The sequence below is a fragment of the Klebsiella sp. BIGb0132 genome, from assembly GCF_024810075.1.
In the GTDB taxonomy this organism is placed as follows: Bacteria; Pseudomonadota; Gammaproteobacteria; order Enterobacterales; family Enterobacteriaceae; genus Klebsiella; species Klebsiella terrigena.
The window spans coordinates 1,430,372-1,450,137 of sequence record NZ_JANUDW010000001.1 but is presented as its reverse complement, the minus strand read 5'-3'; the positions used below and the strand labels follow the sequence as shown (position 1 = coordinate 1,450,137).

The following is a 19,766-nucleotide window of genomic DNA, read 5'->3' as shown; positions in this document are numbered from 1 at the left end:
CATCACTAAAGGAGATCGCAATGACGTTACCGAGTGGACACCTGAAGAGTAAGCTGATTAAGAAATTCACGGCTCTTGGCCCCTATATCCGCGAAGAGCAGTGTGAAGACAACCGCTTCTTTTTCGATTGCCTGGCAGTTTGCGTCAACGTTAAACCGGCGCCGGAAAAACGAGAGTTTTGGGGTTGGTGGATGGAGATGGAAGCACAGGCATCGCGCTTCACGTACAGCTATCAGTTTGGTTTGTTCGATAAAGAAGGGGTATGGCAGTCGGTGGATATCGACGATCCTGAAGTTAGCGAACGGCTTGAAAAAACGCTCCGTGATTTCCACACCAGAGCCAACGCGCTGCTGGCAACGTTCAGCCTCAAGCTTGAACCGGCTGATGACTTTAGCGAGCCGGTCAGGCTGAGAGCCTGATGCCCCGTCCGTAGACTCAATCGAGCGGAAATGTCCATGCCCTACGGCGTGGACATTTTTTTACGTAGAAATGTTTTTACTAATTGTAAATCCTGCCGGCCTGCTTTATCACCCTGTTTTAATAACCCGGATTAAAGTGGGTAGATATTTATTGCGCCTGGAAAATAACCGTCCGCGAATCAGTTTATTAAACCTCAGAGAATATTCTGCTCTTTCTGCAGGTTTATTTTTGGATGCATATCGGCTGTTGCTTTTTAACCTGTCGCGACATCATGGGCGGGCAACAAGGTCCTGTCCGGCGAATGTGCGGGCGGTTTTTTTACTCATTATTCTCGATGTAACCTGACCCGTTAAGGGTAGTCTTAGCAGAAAATAAATAGATATCCTGCTGTTATGAAAGGGTAAAGTTCATTTAATCCTGCTCGCAGAGGCGTAACCGTCCTGGCAGGCCTGATGTCCATCTCGCCATTAGCACCCGCGGAACTTTATTCCGCCGCCAGCGAAATACTTCTTTCTTATTATTTTCTGTTAACGCCGTACCCCTTGATAGGAATCAGCGCGACGGAGCGCCTGTGTTAATAAAGCAGCATTGAAAATATAACTGATACGATCTGATGACTGATACTACCCGTGGATTAAACGAATACCAGGGCGCCGCCGGAGGATGGGGAGCCGTTAAGGCCTGCACCGCGCACGTGCTGGGACAAAAAACGCCGGTACGCGACACCATCGCGCTGTTTAAAATGAATCAGGTGAAGGGGTTTGATTGCCCCGGCTGCGCGTGGCCCGATCCGCAGCACCGCTCGATGATGGAGCTGTGCGAAAACGGCGTCAAGGCCGTCTCCTGGGAAACCACCGGCAAAAAAGCCTCGCCGGCGTTCTTTGCCCGCCATACGCTGAACGAGCTTTGGCAGCAAAGCGACTTTGAGCTGGAAAACAGCGGCCGGCTCACTCATCCGATGAAATACGACATTATCAGCGATACCTATCAGCCCATCGCGTGGGAGGAGGCGTTTGCCGAAATTGGCGACATCATGCGCGGGTTCTCCCCTGATGAGATGGAGTTTTACACCTCCGGGCGCACCTCAAATGAAGCGGCGTTTCTCTATCAGCTCTACGCGCGCGAATACGGCAGCAACAACTTCCCCGACTGCTCCAATATGTGCCACAGCCCGACCGGCACCGGGCTGGGCTCCTCAATCGGGATCGGCAAGGGCACCGTCGAGCTGAGCGATTTTGACGCCGCGGATCTGGTGATATGCGTTGGGCATAACCCGGGTACTAACCATCCGCGGATGCTGACGACCCTGCGCGAAGTGGCGAAGCGCGGGGCGAAGATTATCTCCGTAAACCCGCTGCGCGAGCGCGGCCTGGAGCGGTTTAGCTTCCCCCAGTCGCCGAGCGACATGCTTATGGGCGGGCACACGGATCTCTCCAGCGATTACTTCCAGATCCGCGTCGGAGGCGACGCGTGGTTTTTCCGCGGCGCCATGAAAGCGCTGCTGGAGATGGATGCTCAGCGTCGCTCCCTGCAACAGGCGCCGGTTATTGATAGCGAATTTATCGCCTCGCAAACCTCGGGATACCGGGCGTTATTTGACGACCTGAGCGGCCTCGACTGGGCGGATATTGAGCGCGGGGCGGGCGTTGAGCGCAGCGCTATCGAATATTTTGCCGATATTTATAGCAGCCACCGACGGGTTATCATCAGCTATGGTCTGGGCATTACGCAGCATCGTAACGGCACCCAGAACGTCCAGCAGCTGATCAATCTGCTGCTGATGCGCGGCAACATGGGGCGTGAAGGCGCCGGTATTTGTCCGCTACGCGGTCATTCTAACGTCCAGGGTGACAGGACGGTGGGAATAAACGAAGCGCCGGATGAAGCGTTTAACCTGCGGCTGGAAAACTATTTCGGTATCAGGGTACCGCGGGCGCACGGACGATCCTCCATCGAAAGCATTAAGGCCATCGAAAGCCGGGTCTCTCGCGGGCTCATCTGCATGGGCGGCAACCTCGCCGTGGCGATGCCCGACCCGCTGCGAACCTTCCCGGCGATGCGCCGCCTGGATCTGCAGGTCCACGTTGCGACTAAGCTCAACCGCTCTCACCTGCTGGCGGGCAAAAACAGCTATCTGTTCCCGACCTTAGGGCGCACCGAGCGCGATATGCAACGCGCGGGCGTGCAGTCCGTCACCGTTGAGGACTCGATGAGCATGGTGCATGCCTCAACCGGCTCGCTGAAGCCGGCCTCGCCCTGGCTGCTGTCTGAGCCCGCCATTGTGGCGGGCCTGGCGCGCGCCACGCTACCGCGCAGCCCGGTCGCCTGGGAGAAGCTGGTGGCGGACTATCGACTGATTCGCGAGGCGATTGAAGCCGTCATCCCCGAGTTCCATCAGTTCAACGAGCGCATCGCCGCCCCCGGCGGGTTCCGCCTCGATAACCCGGCCTCGCGCGGCGAATACCGCACGGCTTCGGGCAAGGCGACCTTCCACGTTTGCGATGCCGAGGCGCTGGATAGCGCGGGTATGCCGTCAGACTGCCTGGTGCTGACAACTATTCGCAGCCACGACCAGTACAATACGACGATTTACGGGATGGACGACCGCTACCGCGGCGTTACCGGACGCCGTGACGTCATTTTCCTCAGCCGTCAGGAAGCGCAAAAGCGCCAGCTGACGCAGGGAGATGTGGTCAATATTGTGGCCCTGGATGATGAGGGCAATGCCTGTGAAGAGAGGATGATGCGCAGCCAGACGGTTTATATTGTCCCGATGGCCGCGTCGTCCGTCGCCGCCTATCTGCCGGAGGCCAACATTTTACTGTCGCTGGACTCGGTTGATAAACAGAGCCTGACGCCGGCCTATAAAAGCGCCCCGGTGCGTATCTATAAGTCCTGAGACGCCGCAAAGCGGGGATAGTGCAATGCTATCCTCGTCACGTCAGTCCGGTCGGTCACTTTTGCGCGCGCAGGCGCAACCCATCATAATCAGCTCTACCCTCCAGGCCAGGCCGGGCTTTATCTTGCCGCAGTCAAAGGGTAAGGGCCTACAGGGCAATGTCCAGGCCATCGGGATAAATATAAAGCGAGGGATCGCGCACAATAAATAGCCCGTCAATCAATAGCCTGTTATTCACATCATGTAATAGTCACCCCGGCGAAATAATAACGCTCACGTGACTATTATTTCGCTGCGCCATTTTATTGATTTTACGCGATGAAATTAGCCAGGTTAAACCCCGCTGCAACCGCCACGCGGTTATTTCCTTACCTTTTGCTAATTTGATTTGTATCAACGGCATTACTTTTTGTATGGGTAAGGATGGCGGCAATGTATTAAGGAGAAATAGCCGATGGATTATTATATTGAAATTAAACTTATTCCACGTCAATCACGCTCTCTGCCGTCCCTCCTTTCCGCGCTGTTTGAAAAACTATTCGTTGCGCTAAGCGCCCACAGGCATGGGGATATTGGCTTAAGCCTGCCGGCATTTAAGCAAACGCCGGGGAGTGTGATTAGGCTGCATGGGCAGCGGTACGGGCTGGAAAATCTCAGGCTTCGGGTATTACTTAATGATTTATCACATTATATCTGGATTGGTCCGGCGACGCCGGTACCCGATAACGTCCAGTATCGTCATTACCGGCGCGTGCAGCTTAAAACGCCGCACCAGCGCATGAAGCGCTATATGAAGCGCCGCGGTGCTATCTCGGCCGACGCGCCGACCGGGCACAGGCGTCAGGTCGCGACGCCGACATCCGATTTGCCCTATATCTGGATAAAGAATCAGGCCCTGGGTCGAAGCTTCCGCATGTTTATTGCCGCAGGCGACTTAAGCGATACGCCAACGGAGGGCACGTTTAACCATTATGGGCTGAGCTCCACCGCGACGGTCCCCTTCTTTTGAAGAGTCCGGCGGTGGGGCGCCATCGCCGAAATTTTCCGCTCCGCTCATTGCCTTTCGGCTATTCGCGCGATTAAGACCAGGATAATTCCTGGAATCCAGGTCCGCCTGGCGAATGTGGCCGCCGGGAATGCCTGATGGAGCGATACGTGATACCGTTAGAAAAATAGCCCCTTAAATTATAAGATCTTCATGAAATTCATATTGCTAACAAGCCTGATAGGCTTATTTCTCTCACCAGCATGGGCCGGCACCGCAGTGAAACTATCCTGCTCGCTGCGGCAAAGCGTGACCATCTCGCGCTTCCACTACAAGCTCTCCACCATGAAGTGGGGGGATCATTTCCAGGTCGCCTCGGGCATGAAGCAGGCGCAGACGAAAAGCCACGTGCCTTTTCGCATCACCAGCTTTCAAAACGGCGACGATCTGGTCTTTTTCCCCGATAGTAACGAGTACTTTTTCTTCTACTCCGGCATGGCGACCCCCGATCGATGCGTCGTTCAGGAGACCTACACCTACCCGATTACGCAGCTGCCTTTCTATAAGAAACCGGCCAAATAAGCCCTCCGGCAGCGCCTCGTCAGGAGGCTTTGTGCTGAAGTTTTCCCGCCATTGCCCGTTGAATGACCGGAATAGGCGTCAGCAGATGCTGGCGCATCAGCTCATCGGCAAGCGGGGCGTCGCGCGCCAGAATCGCCTCGGTTAGCCTTCGATGCTGGCGCTGCTTATCTTCCAGCATGGCAACCGACAGCACGGTCGTGCGCAGCCAGATAAAACGGTAGCGCGCGGCGAGGTCGAAAAGGCGTTCGCGCATTTGCAGCAGATACTGTGAACCGCAGCCGGCAACGATGGCGGAATGGAACGCCTGATGACGCCTGTCCCACTCGTCCAGCAGCTGCTCGCTGGCATCGCTGGACTCCAGCTTATTGAGCAGATGCGCCCTCGCGAGCAGCTCGGCCTCCCACTCGTCGTCGCCGCGCTCAATGGCGAGACGCACCAGCATCGCCTCCATATTAGCCCTGGCGTCGAAGATATCGAGCAGCTCCTGCTGCGACATCGAGGCGACCCGATAGCCTTTTTGATTAACCACGGTGACCAGGCGCTCGGCAATCAGCCGGGAGAGCGCTTCGCGCAGCGGCCCGACGCCAAGCGCATAGCGCGCGGTTAACAGGCTCATACGCAGCTTCTCATCGGGCTGATACAGGCCGCGAATGATGTCGCTTTTGAGCCAGCGGTATCCGTCGATGGCCGTCGGCTGGGAGGTGGCGGTCATGGGCTTACTCCTGAGCGGCTATCCCGGCCTTTTTGCGCCGGGACGGGCGTATTAGGGTTGTATTGACGGCATCAACGTCGGGCGTAACCCTACAGACCAATGCACATATATTTGATCTCTAAGTAATCGTCGATGCCATACTTCGAGCCCTCGCGGCCGAGCCCTGAGGCTTTGACGCCGCCAAAAGGCGCCACCTCATTGGAGATGAGGCCGGTGTTGATCCCGACAATCCCGTACTCCAGCGCCTCGCCAACGCGGAAGACGCGGCTCAGATCGCGGGCATAGAAATAGGCCGCGAGGCCGAATTCGGTATCGTTAGCCTGACGGATAACGTCCGCCTCATCTTTAAAGCGGAACAGCGGGGCCAGCGGGCCGAAGGTCTCCTCTTTGGCAACCTTAGCGCTATCGGGAACGTCCAGCAGGATCGTCGGCTGGAAGAAGTTACCGCCCAGCTCGTGCACCTTGCCGCCGGTCATGATGCGCGCGCCTTTGGCGAGGGCATCGGCAATATGCTCCTGCACCTTGGCGACCGCTTTGTCATCAATCAGCGGCCCGGTGGTGACGCCGCTTTGCAGGCCATCGCCGAGCCGCAGCTTTTCCACCGCCTGCTGCAGCTTTTCGGCAAAGCGGTCGTAAACGCCCTCCTGCACGTACAGGCGATTGGCGCAAACGCAGGTCTGTCCGGCGTTGCGGAACTTGGAGGCCAGCGCGCCTTCAACCGCTTTATCGAGATCGGCATCGTCGAACACGATAAACGGCGCGTTGCCGCCGAGCTCGAGGGAGACTTTCTTAATATCCTGCGCGCACTGCGCCATCAGCTGACGGCCAATCTCCGTCGATCCGGTAAACGACAGCTTGCGCACCAGCGGGTTGCTGGTCAGCGCGTTGCCGACCGCGCCGGCGGATCCGGTCACCACGCTGAAAACGCCGTCGGGGATCCCGGCGCGCTGCGCCAGCTCGGCCAGCGCGAGGGCGGAGAAGGGGGTCTGGCTGGCGGGCTTGAGCACCATGGTGCAGCCAGCGGCCAGCGCCGGGCCGGCCTTGCGGGTGATCATGGCGGCAGGGAAGTTCCACGGCGTGATGGCGGCGGTGACGCCAATCGGCTGCTTGATAACGATCAGGCGCTTATCCGCCTGATGGCCGGGAATGGTGTCGCCGTAGACGCGCTTACCTTCTTCGGCAAACCATTCGATAAACGAGGCGGCGTAGCCGATTTCGCCCTTAGCTTCCGCCAGCGGTTTCCCCTGCTCAAGGGTCATTAAGCGGGCGAGGTCGTCCTGGTTCGCCATGATAAGATCGAACCAGCGGCGCAGGATCGCGGCCCGCTCTTTAGCCGTTAGCGCCCGCCAGGCTGGGAGCGCGCGGTTGGCGGCATCAATGGCCTCGTGGGTCTCTTCGGCGCCCATTTTCGGCACGCTGCCCAGCCGCTGGTCGTTGGCCGGGTTGGTGACCGTAATCACCTCCCCGCTGAGGGCATCGCGCCACTGACCGTCGATAAATGCCTGCTGGCGAAACAAAGTTGGGTCGTTGAGTTGCATGATAGTGTCCTGTTTCAAGCGTTTAACGGGTGTATTCGGCAAGCACGGAGTCGGCGCTACGGGCGGCGCGCAGGCTGCGGCCGGGGTTGTGCTGGCGGGCGAGCAGCGCCTGTACTTTGCCGACGATATGCGCCCCGATGGGCAGAGCCGATGTGGCCGCCGGGGAGGGCGCATTGCAGGTATGAATGGAGCGCGCGGTGGTGACGAACAGAAAATCGTCGATCAGCCTGCCGTGCGGAGAAACCGCCTGTGCGCGAACGCCCGCAGGCCACGGCTGGAGATCCTGCAGCGCGAGGCTCGGGCAGTACTTTTGTACCAGCCGCAAATAGCCGCCTTTGCACAGGGAGTTTTTCATTTCGCCTAAGCCCGATCGCAGGTTGCCCTGCAGCACGCGGCGAATAGCGGGCGAACCGAGGATTTCCAGCGTATCGGAGAGTGAAAAATCGCGTTTGCGATAGCCTTCACGCTTCAGGGCGAGCACCGCATTCGGGCCCACGGTCACGCTGCCGTCAATCATGCGGGTGAGGTGGACCCCGAGAAACGGCATTGCCGGGTCGGGTATCGGGTAGATCAGATGATTCACTATCTGGTTATGCTGAGGCGCCAGGCGGAAATACTCCCCACGAAACGGGCAGACAATAAAACCGGGATCGACGCCGAGCATTTTGACCACCCTGTCGGCCATCAGGCCGCTACAGCTCACTAACGTGGCGGCTTCAAACTCCTGTCCCTGTTTAGTGTAGACGACCACGCCGGCGGCGTGCTCTTTCAGGGCGCTAACCTCGGCGGCGTAGACAATTTCCCCGCCGCCGGCGACGAAGGTTTTCGCCATCGCTTCGGTAACTTCGCGATAGCTGACAATCCCGCTGGCGGGGACAAAAATGGCGCCGGTGCCGGTAATATTCGGTTCCCGCTCGCGCAGCGCCTCCGTGCTAAGCCATTCACGCTGCAGGCCGTTGGCCGCGGTGCGATCCCACAGCGCCCGCATCCGCGCCATCTCCAGCGGCGAGGTGGCGACCAGCATTTTTCCGCAGACGTCATAGCGGATGCCGTGCCGCTGGCAAAAGGCTTTGGTCGCCCGATTGCCGGCAAGGCAGAACTGCGCTTTGAGGCTCCCCGGAGTGTAGTAGACTCCGGCATGAATCACGCCGCTATTGCGGCCGGTCTGATGACAGGCCGGCGCGGACTCTTTCTCCAGCAGCGCAATTCTGGCGTCCGGGTAGACCTCCCGCAGCTGCATGGCGGTCGACATGCCGATAATGCCGCCGCCAATAATCACAAAATCATACATCCACGCGGTTCCTTCGACTGATAGCGCTTACTGATGGGGCCGGCAGCGGTGGTCGGCATCGCTGATGTAGCCGCGCTGGCGCATCAGCTCCCGGCGCAGATCCGGATGTGCGGTAAAGCGGTCGCGGCCGTGCAGCCAGAACAGATTGTTAATCAACAGCAGTTTGCCCACCGGCACCGGAACGGAGAGGATGTTCTGGCTGTTTTCCAGGGCATCGGACAGGTCGCTTAGCCAGATGCCTTCGGCAAAATCTTTTGGCTGCACGAACTGATCGATATAGCGCATCACCGGGCGGCCCTGGCGGTCGACGTCGAATACCGGGTGGAAGACGTCGTGGCTGACGTTTTTGCTCGGCGGCGCGGCCCAGCGCATCGGGCGACGGGCCAGCGGATGGCTGAAATAGCGCTCCAGATGCTCCCAGTCGTCAAGATGCAGCAGCAGGGAGTTACCGCCCTGCATATGCTGCTCGTCGATTTTCATCATCAGCACGTAGTCGGTGATCTCTTCGACGTAGGTTCCGTCGTTATGCAGCTCCATGACGCGATGCGGCTGTCGCAGGTAGCTGTCTGAACTATCGACGTTAGTCACCACAAAGCGGGCGTAGTATTGGCCGCTCATGGCGTCGTAGTTGGAGCGGCCAATCAGATGGGCAACCGCCGTTGCCAGCTTTACCATCTCATCGGCCTGGGCCACGCTATCGATTCCTTCCGCGCCGATCAGCAGCGCCCCCTGACGGCGATCCAGCAGGGTGTCGTACAGCAGCGGCTGCAGCTGGCCGGCGCAGAGATCGTCGAGGACCTTCGCAATTTTAAAGCGCAGGAAGGATTTATATTCCAGCGCCTGCACCGGCCACTGCGCGGCCTGCTGCATAAACAGGCGGGCAGCCTGCGCGGAAAAGGTGAGCTCCAGCAGCCGCGGCGAGTGGGCCGAGGGGGAGATGGTGAACCCGCCGTCGCTGCGGGCACTATCGTCGGGATGAGGTTTTACGGCAGTGAACGTATTCATCAGAATCGATCCTCGCGGTAGGGTCTGGCGCGGCGCTATTAATTTCGTCGCCATAACTTAAAAATATCTACATTTTTAAAAGGTGCGCATTTATTGCGCGGATTGTTTATTTTTTGTGATCCGGGGCGTTAAAAGAGAGCCGTTTGTGCAGCGGGGTCATTGGACGTGAAGAAGAGCGCTGGCGGGTATAAGTGACAAAAATAGGGGTTGGTATTTGAATAAAAATTCAGTTATTGTGCATTTATAATTACTTATAGTGGAAAGGAAAGCGTCATGGAATGCCCGGTGGAGAAGCAGTTTAAGGCCTACAACGCCCACGATATTAATCAATTTATTGCCTGCTTTTCCGAAGATTTCAAAGCGTACCGCATGCCAGCGGAAAGCCCCACGATGATCGGCATTCCGGCGTTAAGGGAGTTTTACGTCAACCAGCGTTTTAACGTTGCTGAACTGCGGGCGGAGCTTATTTTCCGTACCGTTCTCGGCAATAAGGTTTTCGACCACGAGCTGATTTACGGACTCTCCGCGGAGCCGATTGAGAGTATGGCAGTTTTTGAGGTTGAGAATCAGCTTATTAAGACCGCATGGTTCTATTTTGCCGCCTGACGCTGCTCGCCGGGGAGGAGAGCGCCCCTCTGCCAGGCGCGCTATTTTCTCCAGCGAATAGCCGCCGGTGCGGTGGGGCCAAACGCTCTGCCGCTGGCGCCGGGCCGTCGCGGCGCCACACACACTCTCTCTCCTTTCCTCCCCTCCCTCTCTGCGCTAAACAGTGACTAAACAGCCACGACCTGCTTTTCACTGTGTAACGCCCGGGCGCAAATTAGCGATGTCCGCCACAAAAATCACATCTCATCCGCCAGGATCCCGTTAAGCACCTTGCTTTTAGCCAGGGCGCCGGATAGTTTCTGTAACGTTACACTAAAACGTTACAGTAGACGCGTGAAGCTACTTTTTTGTTTAACTCCCCCGCCGATTCAGCAAGGCCTGAGAGGGTGACATCTATCTCAACGGGACGTGAAAGGATAACGATGATGAAAATGAAACCGTTTTGTTCAGTAAGTCGTATTTTTGCCGTTGCATGTTTAGGCACGGCCCTGTTAGCCGGCGGCGCCGTGACCTCTTTGGCCCACGCGGCGCTTAATTTTCGGGTCTACTCTTCGCTGCCCGCGGATGAATCATCGGCCCACTACATCTGGTTCAGCCGCTTTCAGGAAAACCTGAATAACAATGAAAAACTGAAAGGGCAGATCAAGCTGAACTATTTTCCCAACGGCATGCTGGGGAAAGAGGCGGACGCCACCCAGCAGGTACGCATTGGCGCAATCAATATGATGATCTCCGGGACCTCCATTTGGGCCACGCTGGTCCCTGAAATTGGCGTCCTGGATCTCGGCTACTTATTTAAAGATTACGCGCAGGTCGGCAAAACACTCGACGGCAAAGCGGGTGAAAAGCTGGCGGCTTTAATGATGAATAAGGCTAACGTGATGGTGCTGGGTTACGGCTATAACCTCGGCGCGCGCAATATTTACACCAAGAAGGTTATTGAAAAACCTGAAGATTTAAAAAATCTCAAAATCCGCGTTTTGCCGGTGCCCAACTTTATCGCCACCCTGAACCATATGGGGGCGGTGGCGATTCCGATGCCGGGAGGAGAAGTCTATTCGAGCCTGCAGATGGGGGTGATTGACGGCGTAGAGCACGACGCCCCGACGATCTACTCGAGCAAATATTATGAAATTGTCAAAAATGGCACTCTGACCCGCCATAGCTACAACCCGCTGATGATCGCCATGAACAAGAAAAGCTTCGAGCAGATCCCGGCGGAGCTGCGCGGCGAGGTGCTGGCCGCGGCAAAAGAGGCGACCGACTACGAACGCCTGCAGGCCGGTAAAAAAGAGCAGGAGGCCATTAAGAACCTCGAGGCGAAGGGCGTAACCTTCCGCGAAACCGATCGCCGCTATTTCTATCAGCAGGTGCAGCCGGTTTGGCAGGCGTTCCTTGGCCAGTACCCGGATATGAAACCTATCGTTGATGAGATTACCGCCGCGGTGCCGGAGAGCCAGCAGTAGCGGGGAGCGTCGGCTCGCCCGCCCTTCGCGGCGAGCCTGTGATGATATCCATGACCTTACACAGAGAGTTCAAGATGGCTGATATCTCTATTAAAGCAAAGGATGAGTGCGTCGCGCTGGCGCTACTCGGCAGGCTAAGTCGATTTTTGACGACCCTGACCGCCTGGGCCGGGGCGCTGGTGCTGTTTATCAACGTGCTGGTGGTTTTCGCCTCCGTTATCTGGCGCTATGCGCTGCACTCCCCGATTCACTGGGCGGAAGAGGTGGCGCGGGCGCTGATGATTGCGCTGGTCTTTTTTGGCGTCGCCACGTCGACGGCAAGAGGGGGGCATATCGGCGTCGATTTGTTCCTGCGCTTTCTGCCGCAGCACGTCCGGCCGTACGTGGTGCACGCCAGCCGCTGGATCCTGTTTCTGGTTTCCGTCGGGCTGGTCGTCTCCAGCTATGACCTGGTTCAGGCCGCGCGGGTGCAGACCACCGAAACCGGTTTACCGCAGGTCATCTACGTGATCCCGGTGCTGATTGGCTCGCTGGTGATGATGGTCGCCGCGCTGGAGCTTGCCTTACGTGAACGCGCCAGGGTCGTGCTGCTCAGCGGCGCCGGGATCCTCGCGCTCGCCGCGCTTGGCTACGTCAAGCTGTCGCTGATGGCCGACCCGGCCAGCGCGGCGGCGGGGCTGATGCTTATCTGCTTCGTCCTCGGTATTCTTGCCGGCGTGCCGATCGCCTTCACCCTCGGCATGTCGGCGATGGTGTTCTTTATCTGCGATCCGTCGCTGCCGTTTGTCTTTTTCTCCCAGCAGGTTGCGGCCGGGGTCGATCACTTTGTCCTGCTGGCGATCCCCTTCTTCCTGCTCGCCGGCGCGGCGATGGAGATCAACGGCATGTCCACGCGCCTCGTGGAGCTTATCGTGCGGGGAATGGGGCGCTTTCGCGGCGGTTTAAACATGACCACCGTCCTGTCGATGGCTTTCTTCTCGGGTATTTCAGGCTCCAAGCTGGCGGACGTCGCCGCGGTGGGCGGCGTGCTGATGCCGGCGGTACGGCGGGCGAAGCAGGACGGAGAGGAGGCGGCCGGCGTTTTCGCCGCCTCGGCGGTGATGGCCGAAACCATTCCACCGTGCGTAAACCTGATCGTGATGGGCTTTGTGGCCAATATCTCGATCGGGGCGCTGTTTATTGCCGGCCTGGTGCCCGCGGCCTGTCTGCTGGTGCTGCTGATGATTGCCGCCAACCGCTTTGGCGGCAAAATTAACGTCAGCGAGGCCTATCCCGTACTGCGCCCGCGCGCTCAGCTCTATCTTGGCGCCGCCGTTGGGCTGGTGATGATCTTTATGATCGGCCGCGGCGTGATGATGGGGATCGCCACCTCGACCGAGATCTCCGCCTTCGCAGTGATCTACGCCATCGTGGTCGGCCGGCTGGCTTTTCGCGAGCTGACGTTTAAGGCCACGGTGAAGATGTTTATTGATATCGCCGCGATGTCCGGCGTGCTGCTGTTTATCGTCGCCTGCGCCACCAGCCTCTCCTATGCGCTGACCATACAGATGATCCCGCAGCAGATCGCCGGGCTGCTGGTCGGTATTGGCGTTGAGCAGGGGGCCTGGCTGTTCCTGCTGCTCACCATCGTGATTTTGATTATCTTTGGCGCGGTGCTGGAAGGCGCGCCGGCCCTGATTATCTTTGCCCCGATTCTGGTGCCGATTGCCGTGCAGCTTGGATTCAATCCGCTGCATTTCGGCATCATCATGATTCTGGCAATGGGCTTTGGGCTATTTTCACCGCCCATTGGGCTGGGCTTATATACCACCTGTGCCATCTGCGGCGTGGAGATGAAGCACGTGATCCGGCCGATGGCAAAATACCTGGCGGTGGTTCTGGTCGGCATCATTATCGTGGCGATGGTGCCGCCGTTAACCACCTGGCTGCCGGGGCTGGCGGGTTACTAAGCGTTGCGTTAATCGAGTACCAGGCGGCGGCGCCGTTGCTATGCCGCCGAAATAATTGTCCGGAAGCTGAAATTTACTATGTCAGGGGGCAGGGGCGTCCACGTTCCAAAATTGCCCGAGGCGATAAATATTATTTTCTGGTGGCGTTGAGTCTGAATAACAGGAGTCTGAAATGGGATTGTTAACGGCAAAAAAAGTATTTATTACCGGTGCTGAACAGGGTATTGGAAAAGAGACCGCAAGAAAATTAATTGAGGCGGGATGCGATATTTATATTCACTATTTCAGCGGCGAAGAGGGGCCCAAAGAGCTGATGGCGATTGCCGAACAAAAAGGGCGCAAAGCGGCCTGCGGCCGTGCCGATTTGACCGATGAGGCGGACGCCGCCCGCTGCGTGGCGGAGGCGGCAGAGTTTTTAGGCGGTATCGATATTTTGATCAACAACGTCGGCGGCATCATCGGGCGCAAGTGGCTCGGCGAGATTGACGCCCACTTCTGGCGTACCGTTATTGACGTCAATATGACCACCATGCTCAACGTGACCCAGCAGGCGCTGCCGTGGCTGAAGAGCGCCGCGGACGGCGCCAGCATCGTCAATCTGGCCTCGCTGGCCGGACGCTCCGGCGGGCACTCGGGCTCGCTGGTCTACTCCACGACGAAAGGCGCGGTGCTGACGTGGACGCGATCGCTTGCCGCCGAGCTGGGGGAGTTTGGCATTCGGGTCAACGCGGTCGCTCCGGGACTGATTCTGGGAACGCGTTTCCATAACCAGCACACCACCCAGGAATCGGCCGATCGCACGGTCCAGGAGATCCCGCTGGGCCGGGCGGGCACGCCGGAGGATGTCGCGAGAGCCATCTGTTTCCTTGCCTCCGAGTTCGATGGCTTTATTTCCGGGGCAACAATTGACATAAACGGCGGTATTTACCGGGCATAGCGGAAAGCCGGGCGGTTAACGCCGCCCGTATTAAGAGAGCGTATTGATGATTAAGTCCGATATTATCCATCCTGATTTACTCCAGGCGCTGGCGCTGTGCGGGCATAAGGCCAATATTCTTATTGCCGATGCTAATTATTCTATTTTGACCAACAGCGCAGCGCAGGCGCGGATTGTGTACCTGAACTTTTCTCCCGGCTTAATTGGCAGCGTGACGATCCTGCAAAAAATCCTTGGCTATATTAGCGTTGAAAAAGCGACGCTGATGGCCAGCCCGCCCGAGTTTGATAATACTATCGCGCGCGAATATCGCCAGGTTCTGACGCCGGCGACCGAGCTTGAATATATTGAGCGCAACGCCTTTTACGCACAGGCCAAATCGTCGGATACGCTGTTGGCCATCGCGTCTGGCGAAACCCGACGCTTTGCCAATATTCTGCTCACCGTCGGGCCGACGCTGGTATGAAAAAAGAGAAGCGCCCCGGGCGCTTCTCTTTTATCGCAGCGGAACGCGCCTGCCTCAGGACGCGGGCGCCTCGCGTACCGATTGCCGACGGACCAGCGCGGGAGGGAACAGAAACTCTGCTGGCGAAAGCGTCGGGTTCTCTATCCGCTCAATTAACCGCTCGACCATCACCTCCGCCATCTCTGCCAGCGGCGGCATGATGGAGGTCAGACCGGGATAAACCAGCCCGGAGAGCGGGATATTATCAATGCCAATAATCGAGATCTCCCCCGGGACGCTGATCCCGGCCTCGTGCAGGCCGGCCATCAGCCCAATGCCCAGCGCATCGTTAATGGCGACCACCCCGTCAGGACGCTGCGACTGCTGGCAGATCTTTTTCGCCAGCGAGCGGCCCAGCTCGGTCATTTCGGTGTCGCCGTAGGCTGCCATAGTTTTCTCTTCGACAATCATCCCTTCGTAAAAAAGGCCGTGGCGGCGCACCGCGCTAAGAAAGCCTTCAATTTTGTGCGCCCGACTGGAGGTCATGCCGGCGACTGTGGTGAAGATCAGGCGCCGACATCCGCGGGCGATAAGATGCTCGGCGGCCATGCGGCCTGCTTCGATGTTATCCATAGAGACGCTGTCGAGCGCCAGGCCGCCGGATTCAGCCCCGGTGGGCATCCGGCTGTCATAGTTGACCATCATCATGCCCTGCGCGGCGGCCTGGGCAAAATGCGGCTTTTCAATGTCGCAGGCGGCGACGATGATCCCGCGCACGCCGTGGGCAAACATATCGGCAATAAAGGCCTCTTCTTCTTCAATCTGCCGATAGGTATTGCCGATCAGCACCCGATAGCAGCGCTTTTTCGCCGCCAGATCCACTTCGCGCACCAGCGAGGCAAAGCTGGGGTTAACGATTGAGGGCACCAGCAGGCCGATCATTTTTGCCTGCCCCGTTTTTAGCTGCTGGGCGACGCGATTCGGCAGGTAGTTCAGCGCCTGCATGCTGTGCTGGATGCGCGCCAGGGTTTCAACGCGCATCTGATCGGTGCGTCCGTTAAGCACGTTGGATACGGTACTCACCGAAACGCCGGCGTGCTTTGCGACATCACGAATGTTTGCCATACATCTCCTTTGCAGCAATTTGTGAATGGCAGAGTCTTCGTCGCCTTCAGCATCGCTTTTTTGATGGGATTCATAAACTACAACGGTTTAGTGTAACGTTACAGTTAGCGCTGTCAATGGCGTAATACCGCCGCTAAACCTGGGCGTTAGCCGGCTTTTTCGCGGCACTATCCCGCCGGGACGATCGAGCGCTAGCCGCCGGCGAGGGGGGATTTAGCGCTGGCGAGCTGAAGCTGGCCGGGCGTGCGGCCAAAGCGTTCGCGAAATACCTCGATAAAGGCGCTGACGTTGGCGTAGCCGCTGCGCGCGGCGACCTCAGCGATCGGCTCCCCTGCCAGCACCCACTGGAGCGACGTGACCACCTTCGCCTGCTGTCGCCACTGGCAAAAGCTCAGGCCGGTTTGTTCGCGGAACAGGCGGCTGAGAGAGCGAACGCTGAGGCCCCAGCGCTGGGCCAGCTGCGTCTGGGTCAGCGGGCTGTCCGGATGGGCGAGCAGCCGGTCGGCAACGTTACGCGCGCGGCGATCGGTCGGCAAAAGCAGCTGCAGCGGAAGCTCGACCGCATTGGCGATTTCAGCCGCCAGCAGTGACAGCAGGCTGGGCGAGTAATCTGCGGGAAAGCCCGGCCGGGGACCGGCGCACAGGCGCGCCAGCAGAGCCTGAATGAAGCTATCGGCACCGTAGATCCCGGGCGTTGGCGGCAGCCCCGCGCCGGTCGATGCGTGAAGGTAGAGGCTTGTCCCGCTGAGCTGGCCCGGCACTTGAGCCCTGTGGCGAAGGCCGGCGGGAAACCATCCCACGGAGCCCGGCGTGACCGTCCACTGCGCCTGGTCGGTCTCAACGACCATGATGCCGGTTGTAAGCCAGTAGAGCTGACCGCCGTCATGCTCGTGCCACTCGGTGACGTGGCCTCGCTGATAATCAAAGGTTTCGATGCGCATCATCATGGCTGATTGGCCGTATATCATGTCCGAATACGGCTATCGTACCACGGGCGCGATCTTCTAACCTTCATTCAACCCGCTACCGCGCGACATACACTCACTAAGGAATCAAATGAGCCAGGAAACCCAGACCGTTATCGACGCCCTGCGCGAAATCATTACCAACCCTCAGCATGAGGAGGATAAGATTGCCCGCTATTTCTCCCCTGACTATCAGCAGCAGGTGGACGGCAAGCGCCTTGACTACCAGGGCTTCGTCGGGCATATGGCGTTACTTAAAACGCTGACGACCACAATGAGCCTCTCGGTTTTGGCCATTGCCGGCGATGGGAATACGGTGTTCACTCATCACCATGTCAAAGTGGATAAAAAGAGCGGCCAGCGGAGCGAAATTGCGGTGATGGCGCGTTTTACCCTGGCATCCGGGCGCATCCTGCGCTGCGATGAGCTTACTCACCTTCTCACTGGTGAGCGGGAGGATCGCGATTTAGGCAGCCGCGCTTAGCGCGCCGCCAGCGCGGAGGCTACGCGGCGATAGGCCAGAGCGGCGTTTTCATATTGCGTTTTGAATGAAGAGAATATTTATCATGAAGCCTGAAATTGACTACGTATTTCATCATTTTGGCATACCTCTGCAGGACGGGGAGCAGAAGGGCGCGTTCAGCGAGAAGGCCGGGATGTATACCTGCGACAATCCGGGAAAGTTTCGCGTCCAGTGGCACCGCTTTACGCCGGACTCTCCGCTGCATACCCTGCTGAAAACGGTCCCGCACGTGGCATTTAAGGTTGATGACCTGGCTGCCGCCATACGCGGAGAGGAGGTCATTCTGGGGCCGTACGAGCCCGTTGATGACTATTTTGTGGCGGTGATTAACGACAGCGGCGTGCCGATAGAGCTTATTCAAACCACGCTCTCTGACGAAGAACTGTGGAGCAGGGCGCGCTCGGGTCAAGGAAGCCTGTACCGCAAGTAAAGGTCGCGCGCCAGGTAATTAACCGCAGATCGAAAGTCACGCGTCGAACGTTGCGCCTTACCGCTTCTGAGCAGGAAGGGGTATAGTGGCCCTCCTGTTTCGGCTTATAAATGTTACCCCTCGCCAATGAACCTCAATCGCTTTTGCTATCTTCTTCTCGGCTTAGCGGCCCTGAGCTGCTTATTTCTTCCTCACGCTTTGGCAACGTGGTTCTTACTTGTTAACGCGCTGACGCTAGCGATTTATGGCGTCGATAAAATGGCGGCCCGCAGGGCCTGGCGCAGAGTCCCGGAAATGACGTTGCTTATTTTTGGGCTGGCGGGCGGATGGCCGGGGGCGATAATGGGCCAGCAGCTCTTTCGCCATAAGACGCAAAAGCAGCCCTTTCGGCGTCATTTTTTTATCAGCGTAATATTGAACGTTGGGGCCATGGCGGTGATATATCGCGACTTTCTGTTCTGAGGCAGCGAAGCATTCATGAATGCTGCTCATAATGCCTATCCTCCTGCCTGCCATTATCCGCAGGCACAAACCGGTTAACATGCGTCTATCTCATTATATCCAGACGGATCATCATGCTTAGTCCACAGGCACGAACGCAGCCAGCACCGGCTAAAAAAACCACGCTTACCTTTGTACTTATTCTCAGCGCACTCATGGCGGTCACGTCCTTATCAACCGATATCTATCTCCCCGCCATGCCCGTTATGGCGCAAGATTTACGGGGCGATGCGGAGCTGACTATCACCGGTTTTCTCATTGGCTTTTGCATTGCTCAGCTGATTTGGGGTCCGATTAGCGATCGCTACGGACGGCGGCTGCCTCTGTTCATCGGCATGGTGCTGTTTGTTATCGGTTCGGTGGGCTGTGCGCTATCAACGGATATCGTGCAAATCGTCTTCTGGCGCGTTTTCCAGGCTTTAGGCGCCTGTACGGGCCCGATGCTGGCGCGGGCGATGATTCGCGATCTCTTTAGCCGGACCCGGGCGGCGCAGATGCTGTCGACCCTGATGATCATCATGGCCATCGCGCCGATTGCCGGCCCCCTGATCGGCGGGCAAATGATTAACGTCACCTCGTGGCACGCCATTTTCTGGCTGCTGGCGGCGATCGGAATCGTCATGCTGATTTCGTTATTCTGGCTGCCGGAAACGCTGGCTGAAAACAAGCGTTCGCAGGCCTCGGTATCCAGCGCCTTTCGTAACTATTACGCGTTACTGACTAACGGCCAATACATGCGTTTTACGCTGTGCCTGACGTTCTACTACGTCGCCGCCTATGCCTTTATCACCGGCTCCCCGTTCGTATACATCACCTACTTCGGCGTTGACCCTCAGCATTACGGGTGGCTATTTGCGGTGAACATTGTTGGGCTGATGGCGGTGAGCATGGTCAACCGCCGCCTGGTTCACCGCTATCCGCTGGAAGCGTTACTTAAGATTGCGGTATTCGTCGCGACCCTTGCCGCACTCGTTCTGGCCGTCGCGAGCGGGCTGGGCGTCGGAGGGATTAGCGCGATTGCCGGCACCGTATTCGTCTTCTTCTCCATGAACGGCATCATCGCTGCCACGTCGACGGCGTGCGCGCTGGATGCGGTGCCGAACGTTGCCGGCTCAGCATCGGCGCTGATGGGGGCGCTGCAGTACGGCAGCGGCATCATCTCTTCGCTACTGCTGGCGCTGTTCAGCGACGGCACGCCGTGGACAATGGGCTGGATTATTGCGGCGTTTACCGTCGCCAGCGCCGTGATGGCGCTGACCATTCAGATAAAAAAATAGCCTTCAGGTTACGTCTCTCGTTGGGGTTTATGAATTTGATTCATAGCGCCTATTTAAGGGGCGTAATTATCTTTTACCCTGACTTCGCTAATCTTGGATTCATCACTCGA

Annotated in this window: 19 protein-coding genes; 13 read left to right on the top strand and 6 right to left on the bottom strand. The window is 57.8% G+C overall.

All coding sequences use genetic code 11. The features are described from left to right. The first annotated feature begins 20 nt into the window (after window positions 1–20). From crl to M2416_RS06695, 4 genes are all read left to right on the top strand, one after another. Window positions 21–419: a sigma factor-binding protein Crl gene (gene crl, locus M2416_RS06710; RefSeq protein WP_041144182.1), complete on the top strand. Its 399-nt coding sequence runs from the start codon at window positions 21–23 to the stop codon at window positions 417–419. Between the two features lie 614 nt (window positions 420–1,033). Beyond that, entirely contained in the window at window positions 1,034–3,319 is a 2,286-nt protein-coding gene (locus M2416_RS06705; RefSeq protein ID WP_259222826.1) for an FdhF/YdeP family oxidoreductase, read from the top strand. 454 nt (window positions 3,320–3,773) lie between these two features. Further along, window positions 3,774–4,328, top strand: a complete 555-nt coding sequence (gene cas6f, locus M2416_RS06700) for a type I-F CRISPR-associated endoribonuclease Cas6/Csy4 (RefSeq protein ID WP_259222825.1) — start codon at window positions 3,774–3,776, stop codon at window positions 4,326–4,328. 255 nt (window positions 4,329–4,583) lie between these two features. Further along, window positions 4,584–4,886, top strand: coding sequence for a hypothetical protein (locus M2416_RS06695; RefSeq protein ID WP_227503271.1), 303 nt, complete (start codon window positions 4,584–4,586; stop codon window positions 4,884–4,886). 19 nt (window positions 4,887–4,905) lie between these two features. Here M2416_RS06695 and csiR read toward each other — a convergent pair whose 3' ends face one another. The 4 genes from csiR to glaH all read right to left on the bottom strand — a co-directional run bounded on the left by csiR (window position 4,906) and on the right by glaH (window position 9,432). Then, entirely contained in the window at window positions 4,906–5,598 is a 693-nt protein-coding gene (gene csiR / locus M2416_RS06690) for a DNA-binding transcriptional regulator CsiR (protein WP_259222824.1), read from the bottom strand. Between the two features lie 89 nt (window positions 5,599–5,687). After that, the gene (gene gabD, locus M2416_RS06685) at window positions 5,688–7,136 is read right to left on the bottom strand and encodes an NADP-dependent succinate-semialdehyde dehydrogenase (RefSeq protein ID WP_041144186.1); all 1,449 of its coding nucleotides are present in this window, start codon (window positions 7,134–7,136) and stop codon (window positions 5,688–5,690) included. Window positions 7,137–7,158: 22 nt separating this feature from the next. After that, window positions 7,159–8,427, bottom strand: a complete 1,269-nt coding sequence (lhgO, locus tag M2416_RS06680; RefSeq protein WP_076948115.1) for an L-2-hydroxyglutarate oxidase — start codon at window positions 8,425–8,427, stop codon at window positions 7,159–7,161. 27 nt (window positions 8,428–8,454) lie between these two features. Next, window positions 8,455–9,432 carry a glutarate dioxygenase GlaH gene (gene glaH / locus M2416_RS06675; RefSeq protein WP_259222820.1) on the bottom strand — a complete coding sequence of 326 codons (978 nt, stop codon included), beginning with the start codon at window positions 9,430–9,432 and terminating at the stop codon, window positions 8,455–8,457. Window positions 9,433–9,705: 273 nt separating this feature from the next. Between glaH and M2416_RS06670 the strand changes: the two genes are divergently transcribed. The 5 genes from M2416_RS06670 (at window position 9,706) to M2416_RS06650 (ending at window position 14,856) form a co-directional block, all read left to right on the top strand. Then, a complete protein-coding gene (locus M2416_RS06670; protein ID WP_041144189.1) occupies window positions 9,706–10,038 on the top strand; it encodes a nuclear transport factor 2 family protein in 333 nt (110 codons plus the stop codon). A 422-nt stretch (window positions 10,039–10,460) separates the two neighbouring features. Further along, a complete protein-coding gene (locus tag M2416_RS06665; protein ID WP_259222819.1) occupies window positions 10,461–11,504 on the top strand; it encodes a TRAP transporter substrate-binding protein in 1,044 nt (347 codons plus the stop codon). A gap of 74 nt (window positions 11,505–11,578) precedes the next feature. Next, window positions 11,579–13,453 carry a TRAP transporter large permease gene (locus M2416_RS06660; RefSeq protein WP_041144191.1) on the top strand — a complete coding sequence of 625 codons (1,875 nt, stop codon included), beginning with the start codon at window positions 11,579–11,581 and terminating at the stop codon, window positions 13,451–13,453. Window positions 13,454–13,625: 172 nt separating this feature from the next. Then, window positions 13,626–14,390, top strand: a complete 765-nt coding sequence (locus tag M2416_RS06655) for an SDR family NAD(P)-dependent oxidoreductase (protein WP_259222818.1) — start codon at window positions 13,626–13,628, stop codon at window positions 14,388–14,390. 46 nt (window positions 14,391–14,436) lie between these two features. Continuing rightward, complete coding sequence (locus M2416_RS06650; RefSeq protein ID WP_045854116.1) at window positions 14,437–14,856, top strand: RbsD/FucU family protein; 420 nt, start codon at window positions 14,437–14,439, stop codon at window positions 14,854–14,856. A 54-nt stretch (window positions 14,857–14,910) separates the two neighbouring features. Here M2416_RS06650 and M2416_RS06645 read toward each other — a convergent pair whose 3' ends face one another. Further along, on the bottom strand, window positions 14,911–15,978 hold the full coding sequence (locus tag M2416_RS06645) for a LacI family DNA-binding transcriptional regulator (RefSeq protein ID WP_374761783.1): 1,068 nt from the start codon (window positions 15,976–15,978) through the stop codon (window positions 14,911–14,913). A gap of 173 nt (window positions 15,979–16,151) precedes the next feature. Beyond that, window positions 16,152–16,907, bottom strand: a complete 756-nt coding sequence (locus M2416_RS06640; RefSeq protein WP_259222816.1) for a helix-turn-helix domain-containing protein — start codon at window positions 16,905–16,907, stop codon at window positions 16,152–16,154. Between the two features lie 109 nt (window positions 16,908–17,016). Here M2416_RS06640 and M2416_RS06635 point away from each other — a divergent pair, with 109 nt between their 5' ends. From M2416_RS06635 to M2416_RS06620, 4 genes are all read left to right on the top strand, one after another. Next, window positions 17,017–17,409, top strand: coding sequence for a nuclear transport factor 2 family protein (locus M2416_RS06635; RefSeq protein ID WP_259222814.1), 393 nt, complete (start codon window positions 17,017–17,019; stop codon window positions 17,407–17,409). A gap of 82 nt (window positions 17,410–17,491) precedes the next feature. Beyond that, window positions 17,492–17,878, top strand: coding sequence for a VOC family protein (locus tag M2416_RS06630; protein WP_259222813.1), 387 nt, complete (start codon window positions 17,492–17,494; stop codon window positions 17,876–17,878). Window positions 17,879–18,004: 126 nt separating this feature from the next. Then, complete coding sequence (locus M2416_RS06625) at window positions 18,005–18,340, top strand: DUF1294 domain-containing protein (protein WP_076944582.1); 336 nt, start codon at window positions 18,005–18,007, stop codon at window positions 18,338–18,340. Window positions 18,341–18,453: 113 nt separating this feature from the next. Continuing rightward, on the top strand, window positions 18,454–19,656 hold the full coding sequence (locus tag M2416_RS06620; RefSeq protein WP_259222811.1) for a multidrug effflux MFS transporter: 1,203 nt from the start codon (window positions 18,454–18,456) through the stop codon (window positions 19,654–19,656). Window positions 19,657–19,766 lie beyond the last annotated feature (110 nt).

Bases quoted from the DNA above. Each gene is read 5' to 3' on its own strand.
- cas6f (WP_259222825.1), top strand. From the start codon at position 3,774: ATGGATTATTATATTGAAATTAAACTTATTCCACGTCAATCACGCTCT.
- lhgO (WP_076948115.1), bottom strand. From the start codon at position 8,427: ATGTATGATTTTGTGATTATTGGCGGCGGCATTATCGGCATGTCGACC.
- M2416_RS06650 (WP_045854116.1), top strand. From the start codon at position 14,437: ATGATTAAGTCCGATATTATCCATCCTGATTTACTCCAGGCGCTGGCG.
- M2416_RS06660 (WP_041144191.1), top strand. From the start codon at position 11,579: ATGGCTGATATCTCTATTAAAGCAAAGGATGAGTGCGTCGCGCTGGCG.
- glaH (WP_259222820.1), bottom strand. From the start codon at position 9,432: ATGAATACGTTCACTGCCGTAAAACCTCATCCCGACGATAGTGCCCGC.
- M2416_RS06670 (WP_041144189.1), top strand. From the start codon at position 9,706: ATGGAATGCCCGGTGGAGAAGCAGTTTAAGGCCTACAACGCCCACGAT.
- M2416_RS06630 (WP_259222813.1), top strand. From the start codon at position 17,492: ATGAAGCCTGAAATTGACTACGTATTTCATCATTTTGGCATACCTCTG.
- M2416_RS06625 (WP_076944582.1), top strand. From the start codon at position 18,005: ATGAACCTCAATCGCTTTTGCTATCTTCTTCTCGGCTTAGCGGCCCTG.
- M2416_RS06635 (WP_259222814.1), top strand. From the start codon at position 17,017: ATGAGCCAGGAAACCCAGACCGTTATCGACGCCCTGCGCGAAATCATT.
- M2416_RS06640 (WP_259222816.1), bottom strand. From the start codon at position 16,907: ATGATGATGCGCATCGAAACCTTTGATTATCAGCGAGGCCACGTCACC.
- gabD (WP_041144186.1), bottom strand. From the start codon at position 7,136: ATGCAACTCAACGACCCAACTTTGTTTCGCCAGCAGGCATTTATCGAC.
- M2416_RS06620 (WP_259222811.1), top strand. From the start codon at position 18,454: ATGCTTAGTCCACAGGCACGAACGCAGCCAGCACCGGCTAAAAAAACC.
- M2416_RS06665 (WP_259222819.1), top strand. From the start codon at position 10,461: ATGATGAAAATGAAACCGTTTTGTTCAGTAAGTCGTATTTTTGCCGTT.
- M2416_RS06655 (WP_259222818.1), top strand. From the start codon at position 13,626: ATGGGATTGTTAACGGCAAAAAAAGTATTTATTACCGGTGCTGAACAG.
- csiR (WP_259222824.1), bottom strand. From the start codon at position 5,598: ATGACCGCCACCTCCCAGCCGACGGCCATCGACGGATACCGCTGGCTC.
- M2416_RS06705 (WP_259222826.1), top strand. From the start codon at position 1,034: ATGACTGATACTACCCGTGGATTAAACGAATACCAGGGCGCCGCCGGA.
- crl (WP_041144182.1), top strand. From the start codon at position 21: ATGACGTTACCGAGTGGACACCTGAAGAGTAAGCTGATTAAGAAATTC.